The following is a 22,055-nucleotide window of genomic DNA, read 5'->3' as shown; positions in this document are numbered from 1 at the left end:
TGTCACAAAAGCCCCTTAACAGGCCATTAGTTACAACATAATAATTCGCGGCAGACAAACTGCCGCTACGCATTTGAGGATACGGGATGAAAAAGGTACTGATCACTGGCGCCGCCAGCGGACTGGGTCGTGCACTGGCCCTGCGCTATGCCAAAGAAGGTGCGGACATCTGCATCGCCGACATCAACATGGGCGGTGCGGCTGAAACCCTGAACATGGTCGAAAAAGCCGGCGGCAAAGGCTGGATCCATGAACTGGACGTGCGCAGCGAAGCGGCGTGGAACACCCTGCGTGACGAAGTGAACAGCCGCTGGAAAGGCATCGACGTGGTGATCAACAACGCCGGTGTCGCCACCGGTGACCGCATCGACGCCGGTGACTGGGCCTGGTGGGACTGGATCATCGACATCAACCTGAAAGGCGTGGCACTGGGCTGCCGTACCTTCACCCCGCTGATGAAGCAGCAGGGTCATGGTGGTTTTATCAACGTCGCGTCTCTGGCCGGTCTGCTGAAAGCGCCGTCCATGTCGTCGTACAACGCCACCAAAGCCGCTGTGGTGGCCATCTCCGAAACCATGCACTTTGAACTCATGCCGTACGGTATTCACGTAACCGCACTGTGCCCGGGCTTCTTCCGCACCAACCTCAACCACGGCATGAAAACCTCCGATCCGGACATGCTCAAATTCGTGGATAAAGTATTTGAAGCCTCAGCACTGGACGCCGACGACATCGCCGACGCCGCCTACAAAGCGCTGCTGAAAAACGAAAAAATCTGCAATCCGCACCCGGCTGGCCGCCGTGCGTATTTCTTCAAAAAATACCTGCCGTTCCTGTTTAACAAAGGCATGCTGAGCATGGCGCAGGGTCTGAAAAAACGCGAAGACCAGCGCAAAGCTTTTGCCTCCGGCACCGATCTGCCGGTCGGTGAAAAATCAGGAGCCTGAGATGAGTCAGCAGTTCATTGACGAAGCCAAGGCTCTGCGCGACAGCGACGCCTTTGATATTCAGGCGGTGCACAACTGGCTGAAAGCACAGGGACACGACTACGGTGATGCGCTACCCGAAGTAAAACAATTTTCCGGTGGTGCCTCCAACCTGACCTACCACCTGAAATACGCTGACCAGTACGCCCCCAACGCCCAATACAGGGACTTAATTCTGCGCCGTCCACCGGCTGGGCATAAAGCCGCCGGCGCGCACGATATGAAGCGCGAATACAGCATTATGCAGCGGCTGAAACCCGTGTATCCGTACGTGCCGAAAATGATCGCCTTCTGCGAAGACCAGAGCGTGGTCGGCAGCGATTTTTACGTCATGGAACGCATGCGCGGCATTATTCCACGCGGCAATCTGCCCCGCGGCATGACGCTCAGCAAAGAACAGGCGCGCGACCTGTGCATTTCGGTATTCGACAAACTCATCGACCTGCACAAAGTCGACTATCAGGCCAACGGTCTGGATGATCTGGGCAAAGGCGCGGGCTATGTGCAGCGTCAGGTCGAAGGCTGGAGTGGCCGTTATACCAAGTCCAAAACCTGGAACGTACCGGGTTTTAAAAAGACCATGAAATGGCTGCAGGCCAACATGCCGGCCGATGTGAAAACCTGCATTATCCACAACGATTACCGTATGGATAACGTGGTTCTGAACCCGGACAACCCGGGCGAAATTATCGGCGTGCTCGACTGGGAAATGGCCACGCTGGGCGATCCGCTGATGGACCTCGGCGGCGCACTGGCCTACTGGGTAGAAGCCGGCGACGACGCCTTAATGCGTTCTATCCGTCGCCAGCCTAGCCATCTGCCGGGCATGCTCACCCGTCAGGAAATCGTGGATTATTACTGCGATAAAATGGGCCTCGACGCCAAACTCTGGCCATTTTACGAAGTATTCGGTTTATTCCGTCTTGCCGTGATCGTGCAACAGATTTACTACCGCTATCACCACAAACAAACCGATAACCCGGCGTTTAAAAACTTCTGGTTCTTCGTGCATTACCTGAACTGGCGCTGCAACCGCATCATGAAAGCGGCGCGCAAAAACGGGTTTCAATAATGGCCAGTATTTACCTGGTGCGCCACGGTCAGGCCGGTTTCGGCAAGCTGAATTACGATCAGCTGTCGGACACCGGTCATCTGCAGGGCGAACTGGTGGGTAAGTCGCTGGCGCTGCGCGGCGTAGAAGCGCACCGCGTGGTGCACGGTGCCATGCAACGTCACCGTGAAACCATGGCCGGCGCACAGAAACACTGGCCGGCGTATGGGCCCACCATTGAAATGGCCGGCTTTAACGAATTCGACTCGGACGACATTATCGCCTGTGCCTTTCCGCAGTTTAAAAACAAGGCCGTGTTAGGCGCATGGATTCTGGCGCAGCCGAATAAGCGCAAAGCCTTTCAGGAATTATTTTCACAGGCCATTGAACGCTGGACCGGCGGCCAGCATGACGGCGACTATATCGAATCGTGGAGCGCCTTTACCGCACGGGTGCGGGAAGCGCTGCGCGAACTCATGCTTGCCGCCGAAGGACGCAACGCCGTGGTGTTTACCTCGGGCGGTCCGATAACGGCCATTGCTCAGTATTGCCTCGGGCTGAGTCACGACAAAGCCTTCGACCTGAATTGGACACTGCTGAACGGCGGCATTACCCAGCTGCTGTACAACAGCAGCGGCAAGGTCAGCCTGGCATCGTTTAATGAACAACAACATCTGGCGCAGGCCGGAAAACATTTTCTGACTTACCGCTGAGCGGTAAACAATAACAAGGGAGCCCCTATGAACCCACAAGAACTGTTTAACCTGTCCGGCCGCGTTGCTCTGGTGACCGGTGCCAGCCGTGGTATCGGTGAAAGCATCGCCAAACTGCTGGCCGCCAGCGGCGCCCACGTCATTGTCTCCAGCCGCAAACTGAACGACTGTCAGCGCGTAGTGGATGAAATTGCTGAAGCCGGCGGCAGAGCCGAAGCGCTGGCCTGCCACATTGGTGAAATGGAGCAGATCGAAGCCTGCTTCAAAACCATCGAAGAGAAACACGGCAAGCTGAATATTCTGGTGAATAACGCCGCCGCGAACCCTTACTTCGGCCACGTGCTGGATACCGACTTAGGCGCGTTCCAGAAAACCGTCGACGTAAACATTCGCGGTTATTTCTTTATGTCGTCCATGGGCGCCAAACTGATGAAGAAAAACGGCGGCGGCTCCATCATTAACGTGGCGTCGGTTAACGGCGTGATTCCGGGTGATATGCAGGGCATTTACTCCATCACCAAGGCGTCTGTGATTGCCATGACCAAAACCTTCGCCAAAGAATGCGCACAACTGGGCATCCGCGTGAACGCCCTGCTGCCAGGCCTGACCGACACCAAGTTTGCCAGCACCCTGACCAGCAACGACGCCATCCTGAAAATGGCCATGATGCACATTCCGATGAAGCGCGTCGCCATGCCGGAAGAAATGGCGGGCACCGTGCTGTATCTGGCGTCTGATGCGTCCAGCTACACCACAGGCGCGGCGATTAACGTCGACGGCGGTTACCTGCTGGTATAACGCATTAAAAGATCGACCGACAAAGCGGCGTATTACTATCGCCGCCTTGTCGGCGGCTCTTTATAGTTCCGGTATTAGGTTAACCGGACACCCCCATGAAGTTTATCCTGCCTGTTTCGCTCCTCTCAGGTCTGTTACTGACCCTGATTTTCAGCCTGGCGACCGCCACCGTCAGTGGCCGTAATATTGAAAGCGGCGAACGTTTTGAAGTGCATCACTGGGATGCGATTTCCCTCTATGTTTCGCAACTGGGGCTTACGCCCTACCTGCTGAGCGTGCTGCCGGCCTTTATTGGTTTTGCCGCGGTTACCGGCATCAGCCTGGTGATTCTTAAACGCAAAAAACAACGCGCAAAATCCATTTAATCTGGGGTTGGCGGCCTTAAATAACCAGACACATTCACAGCCGCTCCGGTACACTGAGAAAAATAATAATACCCGGAGCCTGACATGAAATTCCTGCTCTCACTGTTCCTGCTGATTCTGATCATTGCCGCCGCTCTGGTGGCCATGCCATCCCCCATCGATTCGGTTGCCGTCAGCGTTTCACGCCCGCTGCCGTTTGCCGGCGCACTGACGGTGAACGATGCCCTGCAAAGCACACAGCTGATCGCGCTGCCGGAAGGAAAGCGCGGTGGCGAGGACGTGGCCCGCGATCAACTCGGCTGCCTGTACACAGGCACACTGGACGGCAGCATTATGCGTAAATGCGCGTACTCGGGTTGGGAAACTCTGGTCAATACCGGCGGCCGTCCGCTGGGACTGCATTTTGATGCGCAGCAGAATCTGATCATCGCCGATGCTGAAAAAGGTCTGCTGAGCATGAGCCCGCAGGGCAACCTGCGCGTTCTGGCCGACCAGTTTAAAGGCAAGCATCTGGGCGTGGTCGATGATGTGGATATCGGTGCCGATGGCACCATTTATTTTTCCGATGCCAGTAACCGCTACCCGCTGAGCGACATTGTGCTGGACGTTCTGGACGGACGCCCGTCGGGCCGCCTGTTCGCCCTGAATCCGGCCGATAATTCACTGACCCTGTTGGCCGATGAGCTGGCCTTTGCCAACGGTGTCGCCGTATCCGCCGACCAGAGCTATGTGCTGATCAATGAAACCTTCACCTACCGCATCAGCAAGGTGTGGCTGAGCGGCCCTAAAGCCGGTGAAAAAGAGGTACTGCTCGACAAATTACCCGGTATGCCCGACGGCATTGCCCGCGCCGCCAACGGCACCTACTGGGTTGCTATGTATGGCCTGCGTCCCAAGATTGTTGACCAGTTCCACGATCAGCCGTGGGTGAAAAATCTGCTGGCAAAATTACCGAAAGAAATTGCACCTGTGCCAAAGCCGTACGGCTTAATTCTGCAGATTGATGAAAACGGGATGATACTGCAAAGCCTGCACGACCAGGCCGCCGTCGCCATTGGTGAGGTGACGTCAGTGCAACCAGAAGACAACGGCTTATATCTCGGCACCCTGCACATGGGCGTGATTGGTAAGCTGGCGTATTAAGAAACCGATACGGAATAAACGCTCACCCGCTTCCTGCCAATGCAGATTCCGGGGCCGGTGAGCCCATTTTTTAGTCAGCAGGCGATCAGTGCGCCTGCTCCCAGTTGTCACCAATACCGGCTTCTACCACCAGCGGCACCTTTAATTCGGCGGCATCCTGCATCTGCTGCTTCCGTTCTGCTGAAAAGTATCTATCGATCTACCTCCCCATGGTATTTCCTGCAGCCCGCCGAAGAATCTGCTTTACGATTAACGCCACGGGGGACTCGCACTCACACAATTGACAAATCCAATATCTATAATAAGAATCGCGGGCGGCACAAGGAGACCCGCCGTGAAAAATTTCGTACTGAGTTCTTTAGTATCACTAATATTTACCTCTGCAGCAGCTTCCGTTACCGCCGAAGGAATTTTCCCAGGTGGAGCATTCAACTCCCAGAGTCAGTCTGTTATGGCCATCGGATGCCTGACAGGCACTGAAGTTTTCGAGGAATATGTGGATTCATACCAGCCGCTGGAACGTTTGAAAGACGCACCAGCCATTGAAATGCTTTCCGACCTGTCCCCCAAGTTTGATGACGCTGCTGACTTTCGCAGTATTCTGCTGTCGTCGGAAATGACTGCGAACTTCAGAAGCGTAAGCAGCAGTGATTACTCAACGGTCATCCGCTTCCAGAAAAAGTTCAAGACGGGATACTGGATTTTCAAGCCGGAATCCGTCACCGCCTTGGCGCAATCAGCACTGAGTACATCCCCTCAGGCCTTCTCCCGGATTTGTGGAGACCATTTTATAAGTAAAATCGACGCTGGTGTTCAGTTTGATCTGAGCGTTACATTCGGCTTTTCAAACCCTTCCTACAAGAAAGTCTTTGATACGACCGACAGTGCGACGATCACCGATATGCAAACCCTGAAGTCATCCGTCAATACTGTTCTGGAAAAATACGGTGATGGTACGACCATCGGCATCACCCTCAGCCAGCAAGGCGGAAGCTCTTTGGCGATTGGTAATTTGCTGACGACTGGCTCGGTTTACTGTGATAGCAGCGACTGCGTTAGTATCTTTGACAATATTGCAGCTTATACAGCAGCGAATGGGGCTATTTATCAGTCATCAGGCGAAAACGCAGCTTATACCGCCGCGTATCCCGTGCGCTATTCCGACAGCGTAAGCACTGACATACCTCTGCTCAGCACACCTGAAGATGTTTTATCGGCACGACAGGAATTAATCGATGAGCTCATTCACCAGCATCAACTCTTACATGAGATCGAAGTTCGGGGAACCTCACAATCTGTAGACGCTGAAAATAAGACCGATCTGTACAAGGAACTCATCACACGTATCACGGAAAACCTGAGTTATCTTGAAAGATCACTGCTAACTTGCTACGACAATACCTCCGAGTGCGTACTTCAGAAAGTTAATACTCTGAACAATCTGGAATACATCGATATTCCTGAAACCAGTGTATCCGTTTACAACAATTTCACTCTCGATATCGGACGTGGTGGTTACGAGACGTTTTGTAATGCACCTTCGTCATCCGTGATAGTGGGATTTGGTGCCCGTGTCCATAAAGATGACGTCAAAGGTATACGTATAGGTTACCGCAACGTACTGGCCGACGGTTCACTGGACGAAATTCAATACCTGCAGTGCGGATCGGGATACGAGCGTTATGTTGAGGTGCCCGATGGCTATGTGCTTACTGGTTTGAGCAGCAGGGTCAGAAAAAACAACATTGCTGCTGTTCATGCTGCCGCGCGGCAATGGGACCCTGAAACTCGCCAGTTAGTAGGGGATACAGTCCATTACTCCGATGGCAAAGGCTCGGAAATGACGCTGACCCTTGAGAATTTTCTGCCCGCAGACAATCAACTGTTTCAGCCAGATCATAGCATCCTCTCCGGTATTGGCCTTCGCAGTACGAAAGACAACATATCCGGTGTGTCTGCACGCGTTGGCTGGCTGAACTGATCTCTGGTTGCGGCAAAGGCGCCAGACGGCGCCTTAATCTTCGGCGCTAGTGCGCCTGCTCCCAGTTATCACCAATACCGGCTTCTACCACCAGCGGCACCTTTAATTCGGCGGCATCCTGCATCTGCTGCTTCAGTTCTGCGGCAAAGGCGTCGGCCTGATCGGCGCGCACTTCCAGTACCAGTTCGTCGTGTACCTGCATTAACATGCGGGCGTCGAAGTCCGCTGTTTTCAGCCACGAAGAAACGGCAATCATGGCACGTTTGATAATATCGGCGGCCGTACCCTGCATCGGCGCGTTAATCGCGGTACGTTCGGCGTGCTGACGACGCGGTACGTTTTTACTGCGGATTTCAGGCAGGTATAAACGGCGGCCGAAAATAGTTTCAACGTACCCCTTTTCTTTCGCCTGTTCGCGGGTGCGGTCCATGTAGTCACGCACGCCCGGATAACGCTGGAAATACAGGTTCACATAATCCTGCGCTTCGCCACGGCCGACACCAATCTGCTTGGCCAGACCAAAGGCCGACATGCCGTAAATCAGACCGAAGTTAATCGCCTTGGCGGCGCGGCGCTGGTTGTCGGTTACCTCGGCTTCGGTGGCACCGAATACTTCCGCCGCCGTATGACGGTGAATATCGCGACCGTCGGCAAAGGCTTGCAACAAACTGTCGTCACCGGATAAATGCGCCATGATGCGCAGTTCAATCTGGCTGTAGTCGGCCGCTACCAGTTTGTAGCCGTCGCGGCCAATAAAGGCCTGGCGGATTTTGCGGCCTTCTTCTGAGCGCACCGGTATGTTCTGCAGGTTCGGGTCGGTAGACGATAAACGCCCGGTGGCTGCCACCGCCTGATGATAGGAGGTATGCACACGCCCGGTATCCGGAGCGATCATGGCCGGTAATTTATCGGTGTAAGTGCTTTTTAATTTTGCCAGTCCTCGGTATTCCATCAGCAGCTGAGGTAATTCGTGGCCGTCGTCGGCCAGTTCCTGCAGCACCTCTTCGGCGGTGGACGGCACGCCGGTCGGCGTTTTCTTTTTCACCGGCAAACCGAGTTTGGTAAACAGAATTTCACCCAGCTGTTTCGGCGAGCCGAGATTAAACACCTGACCCGCAACGTTGTGGGCTTCCTGCTCCAGTTGTTGCAGGCGCTGATCAATCTGCTGACTCTGCTCGTGCAGACGGTCGGCGTCGATCAGCATGCCGTTTTCTTCCATTTCAAACAGCACAGGCATGGCTGGCATTTCGATGTCAGTGAGCACGGCTTTTAATGCGGGCACAGCTTCCAGCTCGGGCCATAAGCGCTGATGCAGACGCAGGGTAATATCGGCATCCTCAGCGGCGTAAGGACCGGCTTTTTCGATATCGATTTTATTAAAGGTCAGCTGCTTGGCGCCTTTACCGGCAATGTCTTCGAAGGTGATGGTGCTGTGGCCCAGATACTTGAGCGACAGGCTGTCCATATCGTGCCGGGTGGCAACGGAATCCAGCACGTAGGATTCGAGCATGGTGTCGAACTGCACACCGCGCAGGTGAATGCCGTGATTCGCCAGCACGTGCATATCGTATTTCATATGCTGGCCGACTTTTTTGTGCTGCTCGCTTTCCAGCAGTGGCTTCAGCTGCGCCAGCACGTCTTCGCGGTTTAACTGCGCAGGCGCGCCGTCGTAATCGTGGGCCAGCGGTACATACGCGGCTTTACCGGCTTCGGCGGAAAACGACACACCAACGATGCGCGCTTCTTTGTAATTGAGCGAGGTGGTTTCGGTATCGAAGGCGAACAATTCGGCTTTTTTCAGTACCTCAAGCCAGCGTTCCAGATCGGCCTGATTAAAAATAATCTCGTACTGTGTTTCACCGGCAAAGGCCGCGGGCAGATTAACGACGGCGGCAGCCTCATCCGCAGGGCCCGCCGACGCGGATAATTCAAACGCTGGGGTTCCGTCTGCCGCTGCACTGAACTCGGCGATCCAGGCTTTGAATTCCATGGTGCGGAACAGCTCTAACAGCGCGCTGACGTCGGTGTCTGTGTTCCTGATTTCCGGCAGGGTAAAGCCGAGTTCCACATCGCACTTAATGGTGGCCAGCACTTTCGATAACAGCGCCTGCTCTTTGTGCTCCTCAAGTTTAGGGGCCATGGTTTTTGCACCACGAAAATCGAGGGCGGCCACCTTATCGAGGTTGGCGTAAATATCTTCCAGACTGCCCAGTCCGGCAACTAAACCCACGGCGGTTTTTTCGCCCACTTTCGGCACGCCCGGAATGTTGTCCACCTTGTCGCCCATTAACGCCAGGTAATCGACAATGTGCTCGGGCGGTACGCCGAATTTTTCTTTAACGCCATCCACATCCAGACGGGTATCGGTCATGGTGTTGATCAGTGACACGTGGGAGTTCACCAGCTGCGCCATGTCTTTATCGCCGGTGGAAATCACCACACTCTGATCGTGTTCAATGGCCTGCGCCGCCAGCGTGCCGATGACATCGTCGGCCTCAACCCCTTCGACAATCAGCAGCGGCAGCCCCATGGCGCGGATGATGTTGTGAATCGGCTCAATCTGCTCACGCAGTTCGTCCGGCATCGGCGGGCGATGGGCTTTGTAATCCGGGTAAATATCGTTGCGGAAGGTTTTGCCCTTGGCGTCGAACACCACCACCAGTTGCGACCCGTCAAAATCTTTCTGCAGTTTGCGGATCATACTGATCACGCCTTTCACCGCATTGGTGTGCAGACCTTTTGAGTTAGTCAGCAAGGGGATGGCGTGAAAGGCACGGAACAGGTAGGAAGATCCGTCAACGAGTACGACTGGCTTGGACATAGGGCAATTCCTGGTCTGGGGTTTCCGCCACTGACGACGTACAATGGCGGAATCGGAAAAACAAACTGAGGCGAGTTTACCATGAAGCCCCGTCAACTTATGACCGCATTACTGATGACGCCGGCGCTGCTGCTCAGCGGCCTCAGTGTCGCCCAAGACCCGGCCGAAACCGTTACCATCCGCAACGATGGCGACAACACCTACTACGAATTCCGCATCAACGGCGAAATCAGCGAAATCAAAGTGGTGCCGATCAAAGGCCCGGCCTACTACCTGATTCCGTCTGAACAGGAAGACGGCGATTTCGTGCGCAAAGACAACCCAAGCATGCGCGTACCTAAGTGGGTTATTTTCCGCTGGTAGTCCACATTGCCGCCTTACAACCGTCATGGACGACGGTTATAGTGACCCCTCATCACTCCCGCTAACTCCGGTTCTGGTTTCCCATGTCTGTTTACACCTCGCTCAGCGCTCAGGACATCAGCGAACTGCTGGCCCGCTTCAGTTTGGGTACGCTCGTTTCACATAAAGGCATCACGGCCGGCATCGAGAACACCAACTACTTTGTGACGACCAGCAAGGGCGAGTTTGTACTGACCCTGTTCGAGCACAACCCGGCGGATGAAGTGCGGGCGTTTGTTGGTCTGGCACGCCATCTGGGCAGTAAAGGCCTGCAGGTTCCGGCACCCATCGACGACACAAGCGGCCAGTGGCTGCATGAACTGAAAGGCCGGCCGGCCATCCTCTGCCAGCGTCTGGCGGGCGAACATATTCACGACCCGCAAGCCGGGCATTGCCACAATATCGGCCGCGCGCTGGCGCAACTGCATCTGGCCGCCGCCGACTTACCAACCAACCGCATCGACGGCCGCGCTTACGACTGGTGGGTCAGTGTGGGGCCGGAACTGGCGCGCGATTTATCCGCCGACGAACAAACCCTGCTGGCCGATGAACTCACGTTTCAGACCTCACACCGCGAACAGTGGCTGGCCTTACCACACGGCTGGATTCACGGCGATTTATTCCACGATAACGCCCTGTTCACCGCCGCTGGCGATGTCGGCGCCATTCTCGATTTATACAACGCTGCCGCCGGTGCTCTTTTGTACGATGTAGCCGTCGTCGCCAACGACTGGTGCTGCGATAAAAACGGCGTGTGGAAAGACGGCTGTGTGGACGCTTTGCTTGCTGGCTACGAAAGTGTGCGGCCATTCAACAGCGACGAAAAAGCAGGCTGGAATTTAGTATTAAGAGGCGCGGCCCTGCGCTTCTGGCTGAGCCGTTTATTAACCCGCCGCCTGCAACAGCAGCAAGCGGGGGAAATGGCACTGCAGAAAGATCCGGCGGAATTTATGCGTAAATTAATCGTACGTCGTTCAGCCATTTAACCGCTGATTTTTCGCTGCTTGTTTTAACTGCTTAACGCCAGCAAACCACGCAAATAAACATCCAGTTCCCGCTCACTCCAGATGCCCTGCGCGCCATACCAGAGGGCACTGAGGTAGTTCATCTGTTCGCGCGCTAACGCCCAGGCGCGGTCGTCGCGGATGCCGTAGGCATACAGCACTTTGGATTCGTCTTCTTCGTTCAGCCCGGCGTTCTGCAGCAGGGCGGCGATGTCCCACAGCGGATGGCCGATGGCCGCGTATTCCCAGTCGAGCAGTACCAGATCATCGTCCGGTGTGAGAATCCAGTTCGCAGGCAGCGGGTCCATATGGCACAGACAAAGACGCTTGTCGGGCACACCACCCAGCACGCTCTGCAGCGGCGCGCGCAGCGCGAGTAATTCGTCGTTGCGGGTATTGGCGCTGATGATATTCCAGTAGTGGCTGGCTTTGGCGCTGATGCTGAGCTGCGGCACATCGTCTGGTGGATTAATGTCGTGCAACAAACTCAGCTGCGCCGCCATCTGCATTAAGCGGTTTAAGGTTAATTCGTCGGCTCGCAGTGAATGGCCGGGCACGTAATCACGAATCCAGTAATGCACGCCGTCGGCGCGATCAGGCGCCGAACGGTAACGCACGGTTGGTGTTAATCCCTTACCTGCCACCAGCCGGTGCACCAGCCATTCCGAATGACGGTTAATATCCAGTGCGCCGGAATTCTGCCCTTCAATACGCAGCACGTACTGGCCACTGCCGAGCGTGAGCAAAAAACATTGATTGGTCAGGCCGCCAGGCAGAGGTTTCAGCTGCGCCCGCACCGGCGGTGTGGCGCACAGATGCCACGCCTCCCATTCACTCAGAATCTGTTCTATCACGGTAGTTTTTCACCCACTTGCCAGGCCGCAGGCGTGGCTTTTACGCCGCGGTCCTGCGACTGCTGTTGTTTATAAAGGGGTAACCATTTAAACCAGCCAATGATCACCAGCACCACATAAATCACCATCAGCAGTGCGGTTAAATACAGCTCGCGGTCGGTGTAGAGGAAAATCGCAACGCCATCAATCACGATCCAGTAAAGCCAGTTTTCCAGCACTTTTTTCGCCACCATCCAGGTGGTGAGCACCGCACCCCAGGTGGTGAAGGAGTCCAGATACGGCATGACGGCGTGCGTATTTTCCGCCAGTAAATAACCGCTGATTAAACTCATGGTGATGACAGCGGCAATGGCCAGCAGGTGTTGCTTCGCACCCCACGACTGAATGGGTAATTCCTGCTCCTGCGCGCCAGAACGCCACAACCACCAGCCGTACACGGCCATAATCAGGTAGTACACATTGAGCGCGGATTCCATCAGCAGGCTGACATCCCAGAACAGCCAGACGAAAATCGCGGTGCTGAAAAACGCAGCGTACCAGCACCAGATGCTCTGCTTCATGGCCAGCAGCAGGTATGCAACACCGAGGGCAACGGCGATCACTTCCCAGATGCTCATGGCCTGGACGGCCTGTTCAATACTGTTCCAGATATCGGTCATATTGGGGTCCTTGGGTTAAAGCCGGAAGCCGGAAGCCGGAAGCCGGAAGCCGGAAGCCGGAAGCCGGAAGCCGGAAGCATCATCCGTGTGGATTCAGCGCCGGGTCTAAATTACGGCCAATAAATTTGCACACAAAAATCGAACGACCGAAGGTTTCCCAGCTGCGTTTGATTTCGGTCTTTAAGGTATCCATCACCAGATCGTAATCGCCGAACACCTGAGTGCTCATGGTATTGGTGACCACGCTGATACCGTCGACTGCGTTCAGGCGATCGATAAAATCTTTGATGTAGGGAATGTAATCATCCGCCAGTGGGTACTTGCTGATTTCTACTGAGATTTCCATTGGGGTCTCCGTTGTAAAAGCCTGAAGCCTGAAGCCTGAAGCCTGAAGCCTGAAGCCTGAAGCCTGAAGCCTGAAGCCTGAAGCCTGAAGCCAAGCGTCCAGCTTCAAGCCTCTGGCTTCAAGCGCTTATTAAAACGCGTACTTAACTTCGGCCATGACTAAACGTGGCTCGCCCAATTGAGCGTAACGGCCAACATCGTCCGGAGCCGGATCATATGCATCGTTGTTGAAGCCACCAAAGCCACGAACATCTGTTTCCCGGTTGGTCAGATTGCGGCCGGATAGTGCAATATCCAGAGGTCCATGCTGATAACCGAGGCGGGCATGCCAAAGAACTGCGGCCCGTGCTTTTTCATCGTGACTGTCAGAAAAGTAGAACTCATCCTTGGCCTCACTTTCTACACGCAGCGAAAGACGCTCGGTGAAAGCATAGGTAACCGCAGTCGCCACGCTGTATTCTGGCGCATGAGCCTGAGACCGACCGGACTTATCCACTGTGGTGCTACCCACAATATTCCAGTCAACGTCATACACATTCTGTTCATAACTGTAATCACTGAATTCGGCATTCAGGTAACCCAGACTGATATCCCAGCGCAATGCATCGAAAACCTGCCACTGACTTTCGACTTCCAGACCGTAGTTTTCGCCTTCTGCTGCATTCGCCAGATAATCCATGAAGGAAGCACTGGACTGTTCAAAATAGGAACTTTTAACCTGTTGGTTTTTGCGCTGAATATAGAACACGGCAACGCGGGTATGCAGCGTGTCATTATCCAGTGAGGACTTAACACCCAGCTCCGCCGTGTTATTAAACTCGGTGTCGAAACTGCGGTTTTCGTCAGCAACATCAGGGTCACTGTTGATGCCACCTGGTTTATATCCGCGCGCCAGCGAGACATAGCCCAAATGATTGTGTCCCAGCAATGTTTCGAGCGTCACTTTGCCACCGAACAGCGTTTCGTCCGTTGTACCGTCAACCCCATCATTGGCAGAAAAATCATTTTGCCATTGCTCTGCACGCACACCATAAATCAAGGTTAATTCCGGGCTTAAAGCCGTGCTTAATTCGGTGTAAACAGAAACAGAGTTAGCGCTCAGTTCGCTGCGGTATTGGGCAGGGTCGCTGGAGTAATTACGCTTAAGATCTTCTTCGCGGTTCATGTAGTAAATTCCGACAGTCCAGTCAGTACTGTCAGAGAAAATACGTCCCTGAGGCGCAGATAAAAAGCGCAGATCTGCGCTATTACGTTCAAAGGTGCGCAGGTATTGGTCGAATGCACTGCCCCATTTAGGCGGATAGGCATCGCTGACCCAATCTTCATCGTAACTGTATTCAGCGCTACTCCAGCTACCGCTGGTTTCAAATACCATACTTACAGCTGTATTCAGATCGCGGTTATAACTCAGGGCGAAAGCACTTGTGTCCTGACTGTCACGGCCCGGCTGATCAGACAGTGTGGTACGGCTGTTATCAAGGGTAAACGCGTCATAGCCATTGTCGATATCGGCGTACAGCAGCGTCAGTTTGACTTCGCTTTGCGCATCCGGCTGATAGGCGAATTTCGCGCGCGCGATTTTTTCGTCCTGATTATTGGTGTCGTCGCGGTCCAGATAATCGTTGTGAATAAAGCCGTCGGATTCAAAACCGTGCACGGCAATGCGCGCCTGCACATCGTCCGTCACCGCACCTGACAGGGCCGCACCAACGCCATAGCTGCTGTAATTACCGGCTTTGGCCGACACATAACCTTCGGTATTTTTTGTCGGATCACTGCTGGTGATGTTGATCATGCCCGCCAGCGCGTTGGCACCGAAACGGGTGCCCTGCGGACCGCGCAGAATTTCCACCTGCTGCACATCAAATAAGGTGGCGGCCGCGCCTAAGCCAGTCATATCGATGCCGTCGATCAGCAGACCAACGGACGGGTTTACCGGGTCGACAAACTGGCTGCGTTCACCGATACCACGGATCTGGTAATAGCGGCCACGGGACGCGCCCGAGGCAAAGTTCACGTTCGGCGCAAAGCTCAGCACCTGCTCCAGATGTTCTGCCGAGCGCGCGGCAATCTGCTCGTGCCCGACCACGGTCACGGCTTCGGGAATCTGTTGTACGTCGGTGTTGCGGAAGTCGGCCTGCACCGTCTGGGTATCAAGGGCCACGTCGTCTGCGGCCACGGCCGTTAAGGGTGCTAACGCCACCAGCAGAGCTAAAGGATGGTGTTTCATGTCAGGGTCATTCCTTAAATCGAAAGTAAGAAAAGACCCGGCTATTGCGTAGGGGTGATGCCTGCCAAGGGCATGAACTCACCTCTGATTGTGATGCGCCTGACCGCCGCCAAAGCGCCAGACCGCTGTGCTGCCTGTGCTTTCAGGATCAAACGCCCCCATTCCTACGCCGGTACTAACCGGATCAGGTTCAAGGGGTTTGTCTCTCTGCACTGGCAGGTCTCTGACATCTCAGGCACAGCTAAGCCGCACCACCCCCTGGGACGGCGCACATGATACGCGCAATGCGCGCGAATGGAATATCGACCAAGGCCGCGCGGCCCGTTTTGCCATTACCCTTCCTGACAATGCCGGGCCTTGAAAACGGCACAAAAAACGCCATCCTGATGGTCAGAAAAGGACATTGCAGATTCGCTGCAATGCCGCATAACCAAACACGAAACCCGTGAAGGAGCTGCAACCATGTTGCGCGTTATTCTGTTTCTGGCGACCAACCTTGCTGTGATTCTGGTGGCCAGTATTACCTTGTCTCTGCTGGGCGTCGGCAGCTACCACGCTCAGGGCGGTGGTCTTAACCTCGCCAGCCTGATGGTGTTCTGCTTAGTGTTCGGTATGGCCGGTTCCGTGGTGTCGCTGCTGCTGTCGAAGTGGATGGCGAAAAAGTCGATGAACGTTCAGATCATCGATCAGCCACAGAACGCCGGCGAACAATGGCTGCTGAGCACCGTAAAAGAACTGGCCGACAAAGCCGGTATCGGCATGCCGGAAGTGGGTATTTTTGCCTCGGCTGCACCGAACGCGTTTGCCACCGGCTGGAACCGCAACAACGCTCTGGTGGCCGTATCCACCGGTCTGCTGCAGCGCATGGACAAAGAACAGGTGAAAGCCGTTCTCGGCCATGAGATTGGACACGTGGCCAACGGCGACATGGTGACGCTGGCGCTGATTCAGGGTGTGGTAAACGCCTTCGTGATGTTCTTCGCCCGTATCATCGGCAACATCGTCGACAACGCCATGCGCGGCAACAATTCCGAAAACTCAGGCCCCGGCATTGGTTTCTATGTGGCCACGTTCGTCGCCGAAATCATTCTGGGCTTCCTCGCCTCCATGATCGTGGCCTGGTTCAGCCGCCGCCGTGAATTCCGTGCCGACCAGGCCGGTGCCGAACTGGTGTCGCCGGCAGCCATGGTCAGCGCGCTGGCGGCTCTGCAACAGACCTACGACCAGCCGAGCGAATTGAACGGCGAACTGGTGGCCTTCGGCATCGGCGGTGAAGGCAAAATGTCCGCCCTGTTTGCCTCGCACCCGCCACTGGAAGTGCGCATCAACGCCCTGCGTCAGCGCTACAGCCGCTGATCAGCCCGGTCAGTAGCACCCAATAAAAAAAGGCCCCAAATGGGGCCTTTTTTATGAGGCGCCGTCAGGCGCGGGCCATCAGAGCGCCAAATCGAAATTCACGCCGGTAGTGTCGCCCTGGGTGACGCTGGCGTTCTGCACGGCGGTAAAGGTCAGTGCCTCATCCTGTTCGTTGTCGTCGGCATCACAGGAATAGCTCAGGCTGTAATCGCCCACTTCCAGAAACGCGGCGCTGTACTGATAGGTCGTGGTTTCAGCGTCGTACACCACAGGCACGGCGACCAGAGGCTCACTGCTGCTGCCCAGATCATCCGCCGTGGCATCGGCGCCACTGAACACATACACCATACCGGCGTAGATGTTGCTGTCAGCGCAGGCGGCGCTGATCAGCTCTCCGGTCACAGTGCCGGCCACACTGCCCACCTGCAGGTTGTCGACCAGACGCAACACCGGCTTCAGGAAGTAATCGGCGCTGTTGCCGGTCGGGTCGACGATGGATTTGCGCACGTCGAAGTCGATGGTGAACGCGGACGAACCGCCCTGCGCCACGGTGAAGCCCTTCACCAGTTTCAGGCCGGTTTCCGCACCGGACGGAATTTTCAGGGTTTTCAGCGCACCACCGGTTTCGGTCACGCTCAGGTTATCGCTGTCGACCGCCAGCCGCAGCCAGTTATAGGCACCGGCCGGCACGGTCACATCGTTCAGCAGCAGAGCGGTTTCGCCACCCTGCAATTGCAGCAGGTCGAGGGTTTTCGGCTCTTCGAAGGTGTACGTCAGCGTATCGCCGGACGCGGGCTTCAGGCTGACGCCGGTGATGGTGACCGACACACTTTGCAGGCTGGTGACCGGTGCATCGGTCAGGCTCAGGGTCAGCTGACCACTGCCGTCGGACGAGCTGGTGCCGCAGCCGGCCAGGGCAGCGCACAACGCGGTGAGTGTCAGGGAATTGCGGATGGTGTTGTTCATCAATGGCCTCCTCTCTGGCCGTCGTTGCGCGGCCTTACTGAATTACGGTTACGGACACTGAGACCGTAAGCGTCTCACCGGGTTGCCACTGAAAACCAGTAACCAGTCACAAACAAAAGCGGTCATTCCTGTTGACCCTGACCTTTTACTGACATTGATCGCCTTCACGGCCGCCCTCCGAACGCTGCGAACTCACTCGCTGAACACAACCACCTCTGCGCGAATAAGCGGAGCTTTTTCTGTGCTAATAAGCGGAGCTTTTTCTCCGCGACTGGTTCTATACTGAGCCGGTCTCTGGACAATAAAAGCAACGGGAACAATAAAAGCAACGGAGCCCGACCATGACCCAGACCGCCAGCCCTGACGTTCTTGAAGCCCTGAAAATCGCCTTCAGTTACATGCCGAAGGCCGGGGATGTTTCCCGCGTGGAATACGGTGTCCGCTATCAGATCGTGCAGGATCAGATTGCTCAGGTGCGCGCCGCGCTGGCGCAGAACGGGCTCGATCCGGACGAGGTGTACGCCAGTCTGCACGCCGAGAAGTGTGCGTATCACACCTACTGACGAACGCTCAGCCGGTTAACGCTGGGGCGTACAAACGCCCGATAAACAAAAGGGGCTCACAGCCCCTTCATCACACGCTTCACATCCGCCAGATGCCGGCGACTGACCGGCACGCCGTCTTCCATGCCACGCAGAAACAACTGATGCCCGCCTTCCGGTAAGGCCTGCAGCCGTTCAATGCGCGCCCGCGCCACCAGGGCACTGCGGTGCACGCGCACGAATAGGTCGCCGAATTCGTCTTCCAGCTGTTTCAGGCTGTCATCAATCAGGGTTTCACCGCCAACGTAGTGCACATTCACGTACTTCTGATCGGCCAGACAATAAAACACCTCATCCAGCGGAATCAGCTTCAGGCCATTGTGGGTGCGCGCACTCAGATGCGTGCGGCAACCAGACGGCAGAGCCTGCTCGGTGGCCGCCGGTGCCTGCTGCGCCAGCCATTCAGCGGCCCGTTGCAGGGCACGGGACAGATCTTCTTTGCGTACCGGCTTCAGCAGGTAATCGACGGCTTTCACCGCAAACGCCTGCAAGGCGTGTTCTTCATAGGCGGTGCAGAACACCACCACCGGCGGGCGCGCCAGCGACTGCATGGCGGCAGCGGTTTCCAGACCGGTGCGACCGGGCATCTGAATATCCAGCAGCACCAGATCGGCCGCGTGCTGCGACAACCACAGCAGGGCATCGTCACCGGAGGCGGCTTCGCCGGCGCAGACAAAATCGGTGTGTTCCAGCAGCAGACGTTTCAGGCGCTCGCGCGCTAACGGTTCGTCGTCCACCAGCAATACGCGGTAACTCATGCCATTCCCTTCTGACGGTCGGACGCCCGGGTCTGCGGCAGACGCAGACAGGCGATGTATTCGGTAGCGGTTTCTTCGGTGCTCAGGCCGGCGGCCGGGTCGAGTGCCTGCAGGCGTGAGCGGATATTGTCCTGGGCCATCTGGTTGCCCGCATGGCCAGACACCACCGGCGGTTTGCTGTTGCGGATCAGCAGCTGCCAGCCGTCGCCGGCACTCTGCAGCTCAATGTGAATGTAGCCCGGCGCGGCGCTGGCCTGAATGCCGTGGTAGACGGCGTTTTCCAGCAGCGGCTGCAGAATCAGCTGCGGCACTTCCAGCGACGGCAGCGTCGCCGGCAGGTGCCACTCCACCGTCAGGCGGTCACCGATGCGCACCTGCTCGATATCCAGATAACGCTTACCCAGCTCAATCTCTGCACTCAGCGACAGCCGCGCCTGTTCCGACTTCAGCACCGCGCGGAACAGCTGCGCCAGATCGAGCAGCATGTGCTCGGCTTTGTCCGGATCAACCGGAATCAGCGAGGCCACAGTATTGAGGGTATTAAAGAAAAAGTGCGGACGAATATTGGCCTGCAGCGCGGCCAGCCGCGAGCGCAGCTCGGCCTGAGCCTTCAGCCGCCACTGACTCTGCACGTAGAAATAGCGCATGGCCATAGCGCCGAACACAGTACCGATCAGCACGTTGCGCCACACCCAGGGCCAGTCGATATGGCTGCTGTCGAGTGGCCACAGACATTCGCCGGCGACACTCACCAGCAGCGTCACCAGCTGCACCACGCCCACCGCCACCAGCGACGCCGGCACCGCCGCCAGCCGCACCAGCACCACCCGCAACTGACAAAGCACGGCAACCGACAGCAGACACACCCACTGCACGAAAAACGACACCACGGTAAAGCGCTGCCAGGAAAAGCCGGGCAGGCTGCTTTCCATTAAGGTCAGCGCCAGCACCAGCGCCTCGCTCAGCGCCAGCAGAATGATGACAGCGCGGGTATTGCACAGATCAGGCAGAAAAAACGCTTCCAGCAGATCCTGTTTTCCTGTGCGGTTCGTGGCAGACACCCGGTATTCCCTGCGTTGGTGATTAAGACGATTAAGTCTGTCCTGTCGCCTGCATCCGGGCAAGTAGCCAGTTCACGAATAACAGACAGGCATGGGCAAGGTTGGTTATAATCCGCGCCATTTCTGCGTTCAGCACCCCTTTTTGCACCAGATTGAGGTCATCATGTCCGATTCCAGCAATTCCACTAACAGCGCCTGGGGCGGCCGTTTCTCCGAGCCGACCGATGCTTTCGTTGCCCGTTACACCGCCTCTGTTAATTTCGACAAGCGCATGTACCGTCAGGACATTCAGGGCTCCGTTGCCCACGCTAAGATGCTGGCCAAAGTCGGCGTACTGACTGAACAGGAACGTGATGACATCATCCGTGGTCTGGAAGAAGTGCGTATCGAGATTGAACGCGGTGAGTTCGAATGGTCAGTGGCGCTGGAAGACGTGCACATGAACATCGAATCGGCGCTGACCAAGAAGATTGGTATTACCGGTAAAAAACTGCACACCGGCCGTTCCCGTAACGACCAGGTGGCCACCGATATCCGCCTGTACCTGCGCGACGAAGTCGACGCCATCAGCGGCGAGCTGACCCGTCTGCAGCAAGGTCTGGTGGAACTGGCCGAAAAAGAAGCCGACACCATCATGCCGGGCTTCACCCACCTGCAAACCGCCCAGCCGGTGACCTTTGGTCATCACCTGCTGGCGTGGAACGCCATGCTGGAACGCGACTTTGCCCGTCTGCAGGACTGCCGCAAGCGCATCAACCAGCTGCCGCTGGGTGCCGCGGCACTGGCCGGTACGACTTACCCGATCGACCGTCACTACACCGCCGAACTGCTGGGCTTCGACGCACCGACCGAGAACAGTCTGGATTCCGTATCCGACCGCGACTTCGCCATCGAATTTGCCTCCGTGGGCGCGCTGATCATGATGCACCTGTCGCGCTTCTCTGAAGAGCTGGTGCTGTGGGCCTCAGCCCAGTTTCGCTTCGTTGATCTGCCAGACCGCTTCTGCACCGGTTCATCCATCATGCCGCAGAAGAAAAACCCGGACGTACCTGAGCTGGTGCGCGGCAAAACCGGTCGTGTGTACGGTCACCTGATGGGCCTGCTGACCCTGATGAAGTCGCAGCCACTGGCGTACAACAAAGACAATCAGGAAGACAAAGAGCCGCTGTTCGACACCGTCGACACTCTGCGCGACAGCCTGCGCGCGTTCGCCGATATGGTGCCGCACCTGATGGCGCGTAAAGCCGATATGCGCGAAGCCGCAATGCGTGGTTTCTCTACCGCGACCGACCTGGCCGACTACCTGGTGCGCAAAGGTATTCCGTTCCGCGATGCTCACGAAATTGTTGGCAAATCCGTCGCCTACGGCGTGAAAACCAGCAAAGACCTGAGCGAAATGACGCTGGAAGAACTGCAGCAGTTCTCCGGCGAAATCGGTGCCGACGTGTTTGACGTACTGACCCTCGAAGGGTCTGTGGCGGCGCGTAACCACATCGGCGGTACCGCACCGGACCAGGTACGCGCAGCTGCCGCTCGCGCCAAAGCGGTGATCGCTCAGCGTTAATCGCAACTCCTGACACACGCAAGACGCGCGTAATACGCGCGCATAAAAAAGCCGGCAACAGTGCACACTGCTGCCGGCTTTTTTGTATCTGCGCTATGGCTTCAGGCGCCCGGCGCTTTCTTACGGAACAGGGCCGGAATATTCACCACCTGCACAAAGCGGAACACCAGCACGGCGTGAATCAGTGCCACCACAGCGCCGAAGCCGTGCTGACCATCACCCATCAGTTCAACCACCAGCATGGGCATGACCAGCAGCGGGAACCAGGCGATGTAACGATAGAAGAAGCGTTCAAAGCCATTGGCCGCCGGCGTTTCCGCCTTGGCCTGTTTGTTGTTTTTGTCAGTACGGGTCATGAGCTGTCTCCCCTGTGAGAATCAACAGCTGACCATATCC

General features: G+C 56.2%; 21 protein-coding genes and 1 riboswitch. Of the genes, 12 read left to right on the top strand and 9 right to left on the bottom strand.

The annotated features are described in order from the left end of the window. The first annotated feature begins 86 nt into the window (after positions 1–86). The 7 genes from ACQUQU_RS16580 to ACQUQU_RS16550 all read left to right on the top strand — a co-directional run bounded on the left by ACQUQU_RS16580 (position 87) and on the right by ACQUQU_RS16550 (position 7,037). Positions 87–947 (top strand): SDR family oxidoreductase, encoded by an 861-nt coding sequence (locus ACQUQU_RS16580; RefSeq protein ID WP_430460820.1) that lies wholly within the window; start codon positions 87–89, stop codon positions 945–947. A gap of 1 nt (position 948) precedes the next feature. Further along, positions 949–2,058, top strand: coding sequence for a phosphotransferase family protein (locus ACQUQU_RS16575; RefSeq protein WP_430460819.1), 1,110 nt, complete (start codon positions 949–951; stop codon positions 2,056–2,058). Then, a complete protein-coding gene (locus ACQUQU_RS16570) occupies positions 2,058–2,750 on the top strand; it encodes a histidine phosphatase family protein (protein WP_430460818.1) in 693 nt (230 codons plus the stop codon). Before ACQUQU_RS16575 ends, ACQUQU_RS16570 begins: the two co-directional genes overlap by 1 nt. 27 nt (positions 2,751–2,777) lie before the next feature. Continuing rightward, the gene (locus ACQUQU_RS16565) at positions 2,778–3,548 is read left to right on the top strand and encodes an SDR family oxidoreductase (RefSeq protein WP_430460817.1); all 771 of its coding nucleotides are present in this window, start codon (positions 2,778–2,780) and stop codon (positions 3,546–3,548) included. 95 nt (positions 3,549–3,643) lie between these two features. After that, entirely contained in the window at positions 3,644–3,913 is a 270-nt protein-coding gene (locus ACQUQU_RS16560) for a hypothetical protein (RefSeq protein WP_430460816.1), read from the top strand. An 84-nt stretch (positions 3,914–3,997) separates the two neighbouring features. After that, the gene (locus ACQUQU_RS16555; protein WP_430460815.1) at positions 3,998–5,056 is read left to right on the top strand and encodes an SMP-30/gluconolactonase/LRE family protein; all 1,059 of its coding nucleotides are present in this window, start codon (positions 3,998–4,000) and stop codon (positions 5,054–5,056) included. Positions 5,057–5,390: 334 nt separating this feature from the next. Next, positions 5,391–7,037 (top strand): hypothetical protein, encoded by a 1,647-nt coding sequence (locus tag ACQUQU_RS16550; RefSeq protein ID WP_430460814.1) that lies wholly within the window; start codon positions 5,391–5,393, stop codon positions 7,035–7,037. Between the two features lie 46 nt (positions 7,038–7,083). Here the strand turns inward: ACQUQU_RS16550 and polA are convergent, their stop codons facing one another. Beyond that, positions 7,084–9,858 (bottom strand): DNA polymerase I, encoded by a 2,775-nt coding sequence (gene polA / locus ACQUQU_RS16545; protein ID WP_430460813.1) that lies wholly within the window; start codon positions 9,856–9,858, stop codon positions 7,084–7,086. Between the two features lie 99 nt (positions 9,859–9,957). On the opposite strand from polA, the gene ACQUQU_RS16540 reads away from it, so the two are divergent. Both ACQUQU_RS16540 and ACQUQU_RS16535 read left to right on the top strand, forming a co-directional pair. After that, positions 9,958–10,221 (top strand): DUF2782 domain-containing protein, encoded by a 264-nt coding sequence (locus ACQUQU_RS16540; RefSeq protein ID WP_430460812.1) that lies wholly within the window; start codon positions 9,958–9,960, stop codon positions 10,219–10,221. An 83-nt stretch (positions 10,222–10,304) separates the two neighbouring features. Further along, on the top strand, positions 10,305–11,246 hold the full coding sequence (locus ACQUQU_RS16535; protein ID WP_430460811.1) for a homoserine kinase: 942 nt from the start codon (positions 10,305–10,307) through the stop codon (positions 11,244–11,246). Positions 11,247–11,269: 23 nt separating this feature from the next. On the opposite strand, the gene ACQUQU_RS16530 is transcribed toward ACQUQU_RS16535, so the two are convergent. The 4 genes from ACQUQU_RS16530 to ACQUQU_RS16515 form a co-directional block, all read right to left on the bottom strand. Next, entirely contained in the window at positions 11,270–12,118 is an 849-nt protein-coding gene (locus ACQUQU_RS16530) for a phosphotransferase (RefSeq protein ID WP_430460810.1), read from the bottom strand. Next, positions 12,115–12,777: a nicotinamide riboside transporter PnuC gene (pnuC, locus tag ACQUQU_RS16525; RefSeq protein WP_430460809.1), complete on the bottom strand. Its 663-nt coding sequence runs from the start codon at positions 12,775–12,777 to the stop codon at positions 12,115–12,117. The genes ACQUQU_RS16530 and pnuC overlap by 4 nt, the downstream gene beginning before the upstream one ends. Positions 12,778–12,856: 79 nt before the next feature. Next, positions 12,857–13,123 (bottom strand): YkoF family thiamine/hydroxymethylpyrimidine-binding protein, encoded by a 267-nt coding sequence (locus ACQUQU_RS16520; RefSeq protein ID WP_430460808.1) that lies wholly within the window; start codon positions 13,121–13,123, stop codon positions 12,857–12,859. Positions 13,124–13,252: 129 nt separating this feature from the next. Next, the gene (locus ACQUQU_RS16515; protein WP_430460807.1) at positions 13,253–15,352 is read right to left on the bottom strand and encodes a TonB-dependent receptor; all 2,100 of its coding nucleotides are present in this window, start codon (positions 15,350–15,352) and stop codon (positions 13,253–13,255) included. 144 nt (positions 15,353–15,496) lie between these two features. After that, positions 15,497–15,621, bottom strand: a riboswitch (TPP riboswitch). Between the two features lie 193 nt (positions 15,622–15,814). Here ACQUQU_RS16515 and htpX point away from each other — a divergent pair. Further along, positions 15,815–16,708 carry a protease HtpX gene (htpX, locus tag ACQUQU_RS16510; RefSeq protein WP_430460806.1) on the top strand — a complete coding sequence of 298 codons (894 nt, stop codon included), beginning with the start codon at positions 15,815–15,817 and terminating at the stop codon, positions 16,706–16,708. A 78-nt stretch (positions 16,709–16,786) separates the two neighbouring features. On the opposite strand, the gene ACQUQU_RS16505 is transcribed toward htpX, so the two are convergent. Continuing rightward, positions 16,787–17,674 carry a DUF4382 domain-containing protein gene (locus ACQUQU_RS16505; protein WP_430460805.1) on the bottom strand — a complete coding sequence of 296 codons (888 nt, stop codon included), beginning with the start codon at positions 17,672–17,674 and terminating at the stop codon, positions 16,787–16,789. Between the two features lie 341 nt (positions 17,675–18,015). On the opposite strand from ACQUQU_RS16505, the gene ACQUQU_RS16500 reads away from it, so the two are divergent. After that, complete coding sequence (locus tag ACQUQU_RS16500; RefSeq protein WP_430460804.1) at positions 18,016–18,237, top strand: hypothetical protein; 222 nt, start codon at positions 18,016–18,018, stop codon at positions 18,235–18,237. Between the two features lie 56 nt (positions 18,238–18,293). Here the strand turns inward: ACQUQU_RS16500 and ACQUQU_RS16495 are convergent, their stop codons facing one another. Next, complete coding sequence (locus ACQUQU_RS16495; RefSeq protein ID WP_430460803.1) at positions 18,294–19,034, bottom strand: LytR/AlgR family response regulator transcription factor; 741 nt, start codon at positions 19,032–19,034, stop codon at positions 18,294–18,296. Further along, the gene (locus ACQUQU_RS16490) at positions 19,031–20,095 is read right to left on the bottom strand and encodes a sensor histidine kinase (protein WP_430460802.1); all 1,065 of its coding nucleotides are present in this window, start codon (positions 20,093–20,095) and stop codon (positions 19,031–19,033) included. The genes ACQUQU_RS16495 and ACQUQU_RS16490 overlap by 4 nt, the downstream gene beginning before the upstream one ends. 163 nt (positions 20,096–20,258) lie before the next feature. On the opposite strand from ACQUQU_RS16490, the gene argH reads away from it, so the two are divergent. Beyond that, positions 20,259–21,659 (top strand): argininosuccinate lyase, encoded by a 1,401-nt coding sequence (argH, locus tag ACQUQU_RS16485; RefSeq protein ID WP_430460801.1) that lies wholly within the window; start codon positions 20,259–20,261, stop codon positions 21,657–21,659. A 101-nt stretch (positions 21,660–21,760) separates the two neighbouring features. On the opposite strand, the gene ACQUQU_RS16480 is transcribed toward argH, so the two are convergent. Further along, on the bottom strand, positions 21,761–22,015 hold the full coding sequence (locus ACQUQU_RS16480) for a hypothetical protein (RefSeq protein ID WP_430460800.1): 255 nt from the start codon (positions 22,013–22,015) through the stop codon (positions 21,761–21,763). Positions 22,016–22,055 lie beyond the last annotated feature (40 nt).

It is taken from the genome of Thalassolituus sp. LLYu03 (genome assembly GCF_050507655.1).
GTDB lineage: Bacteria > Pseudomonadota > Gammaproteobacteria > Pseudomonadales > Oceanobacteraceae > Venatoribacter.
This window is presented reverse-complemented; position numbering and strand designations above follow the sequence as displayed.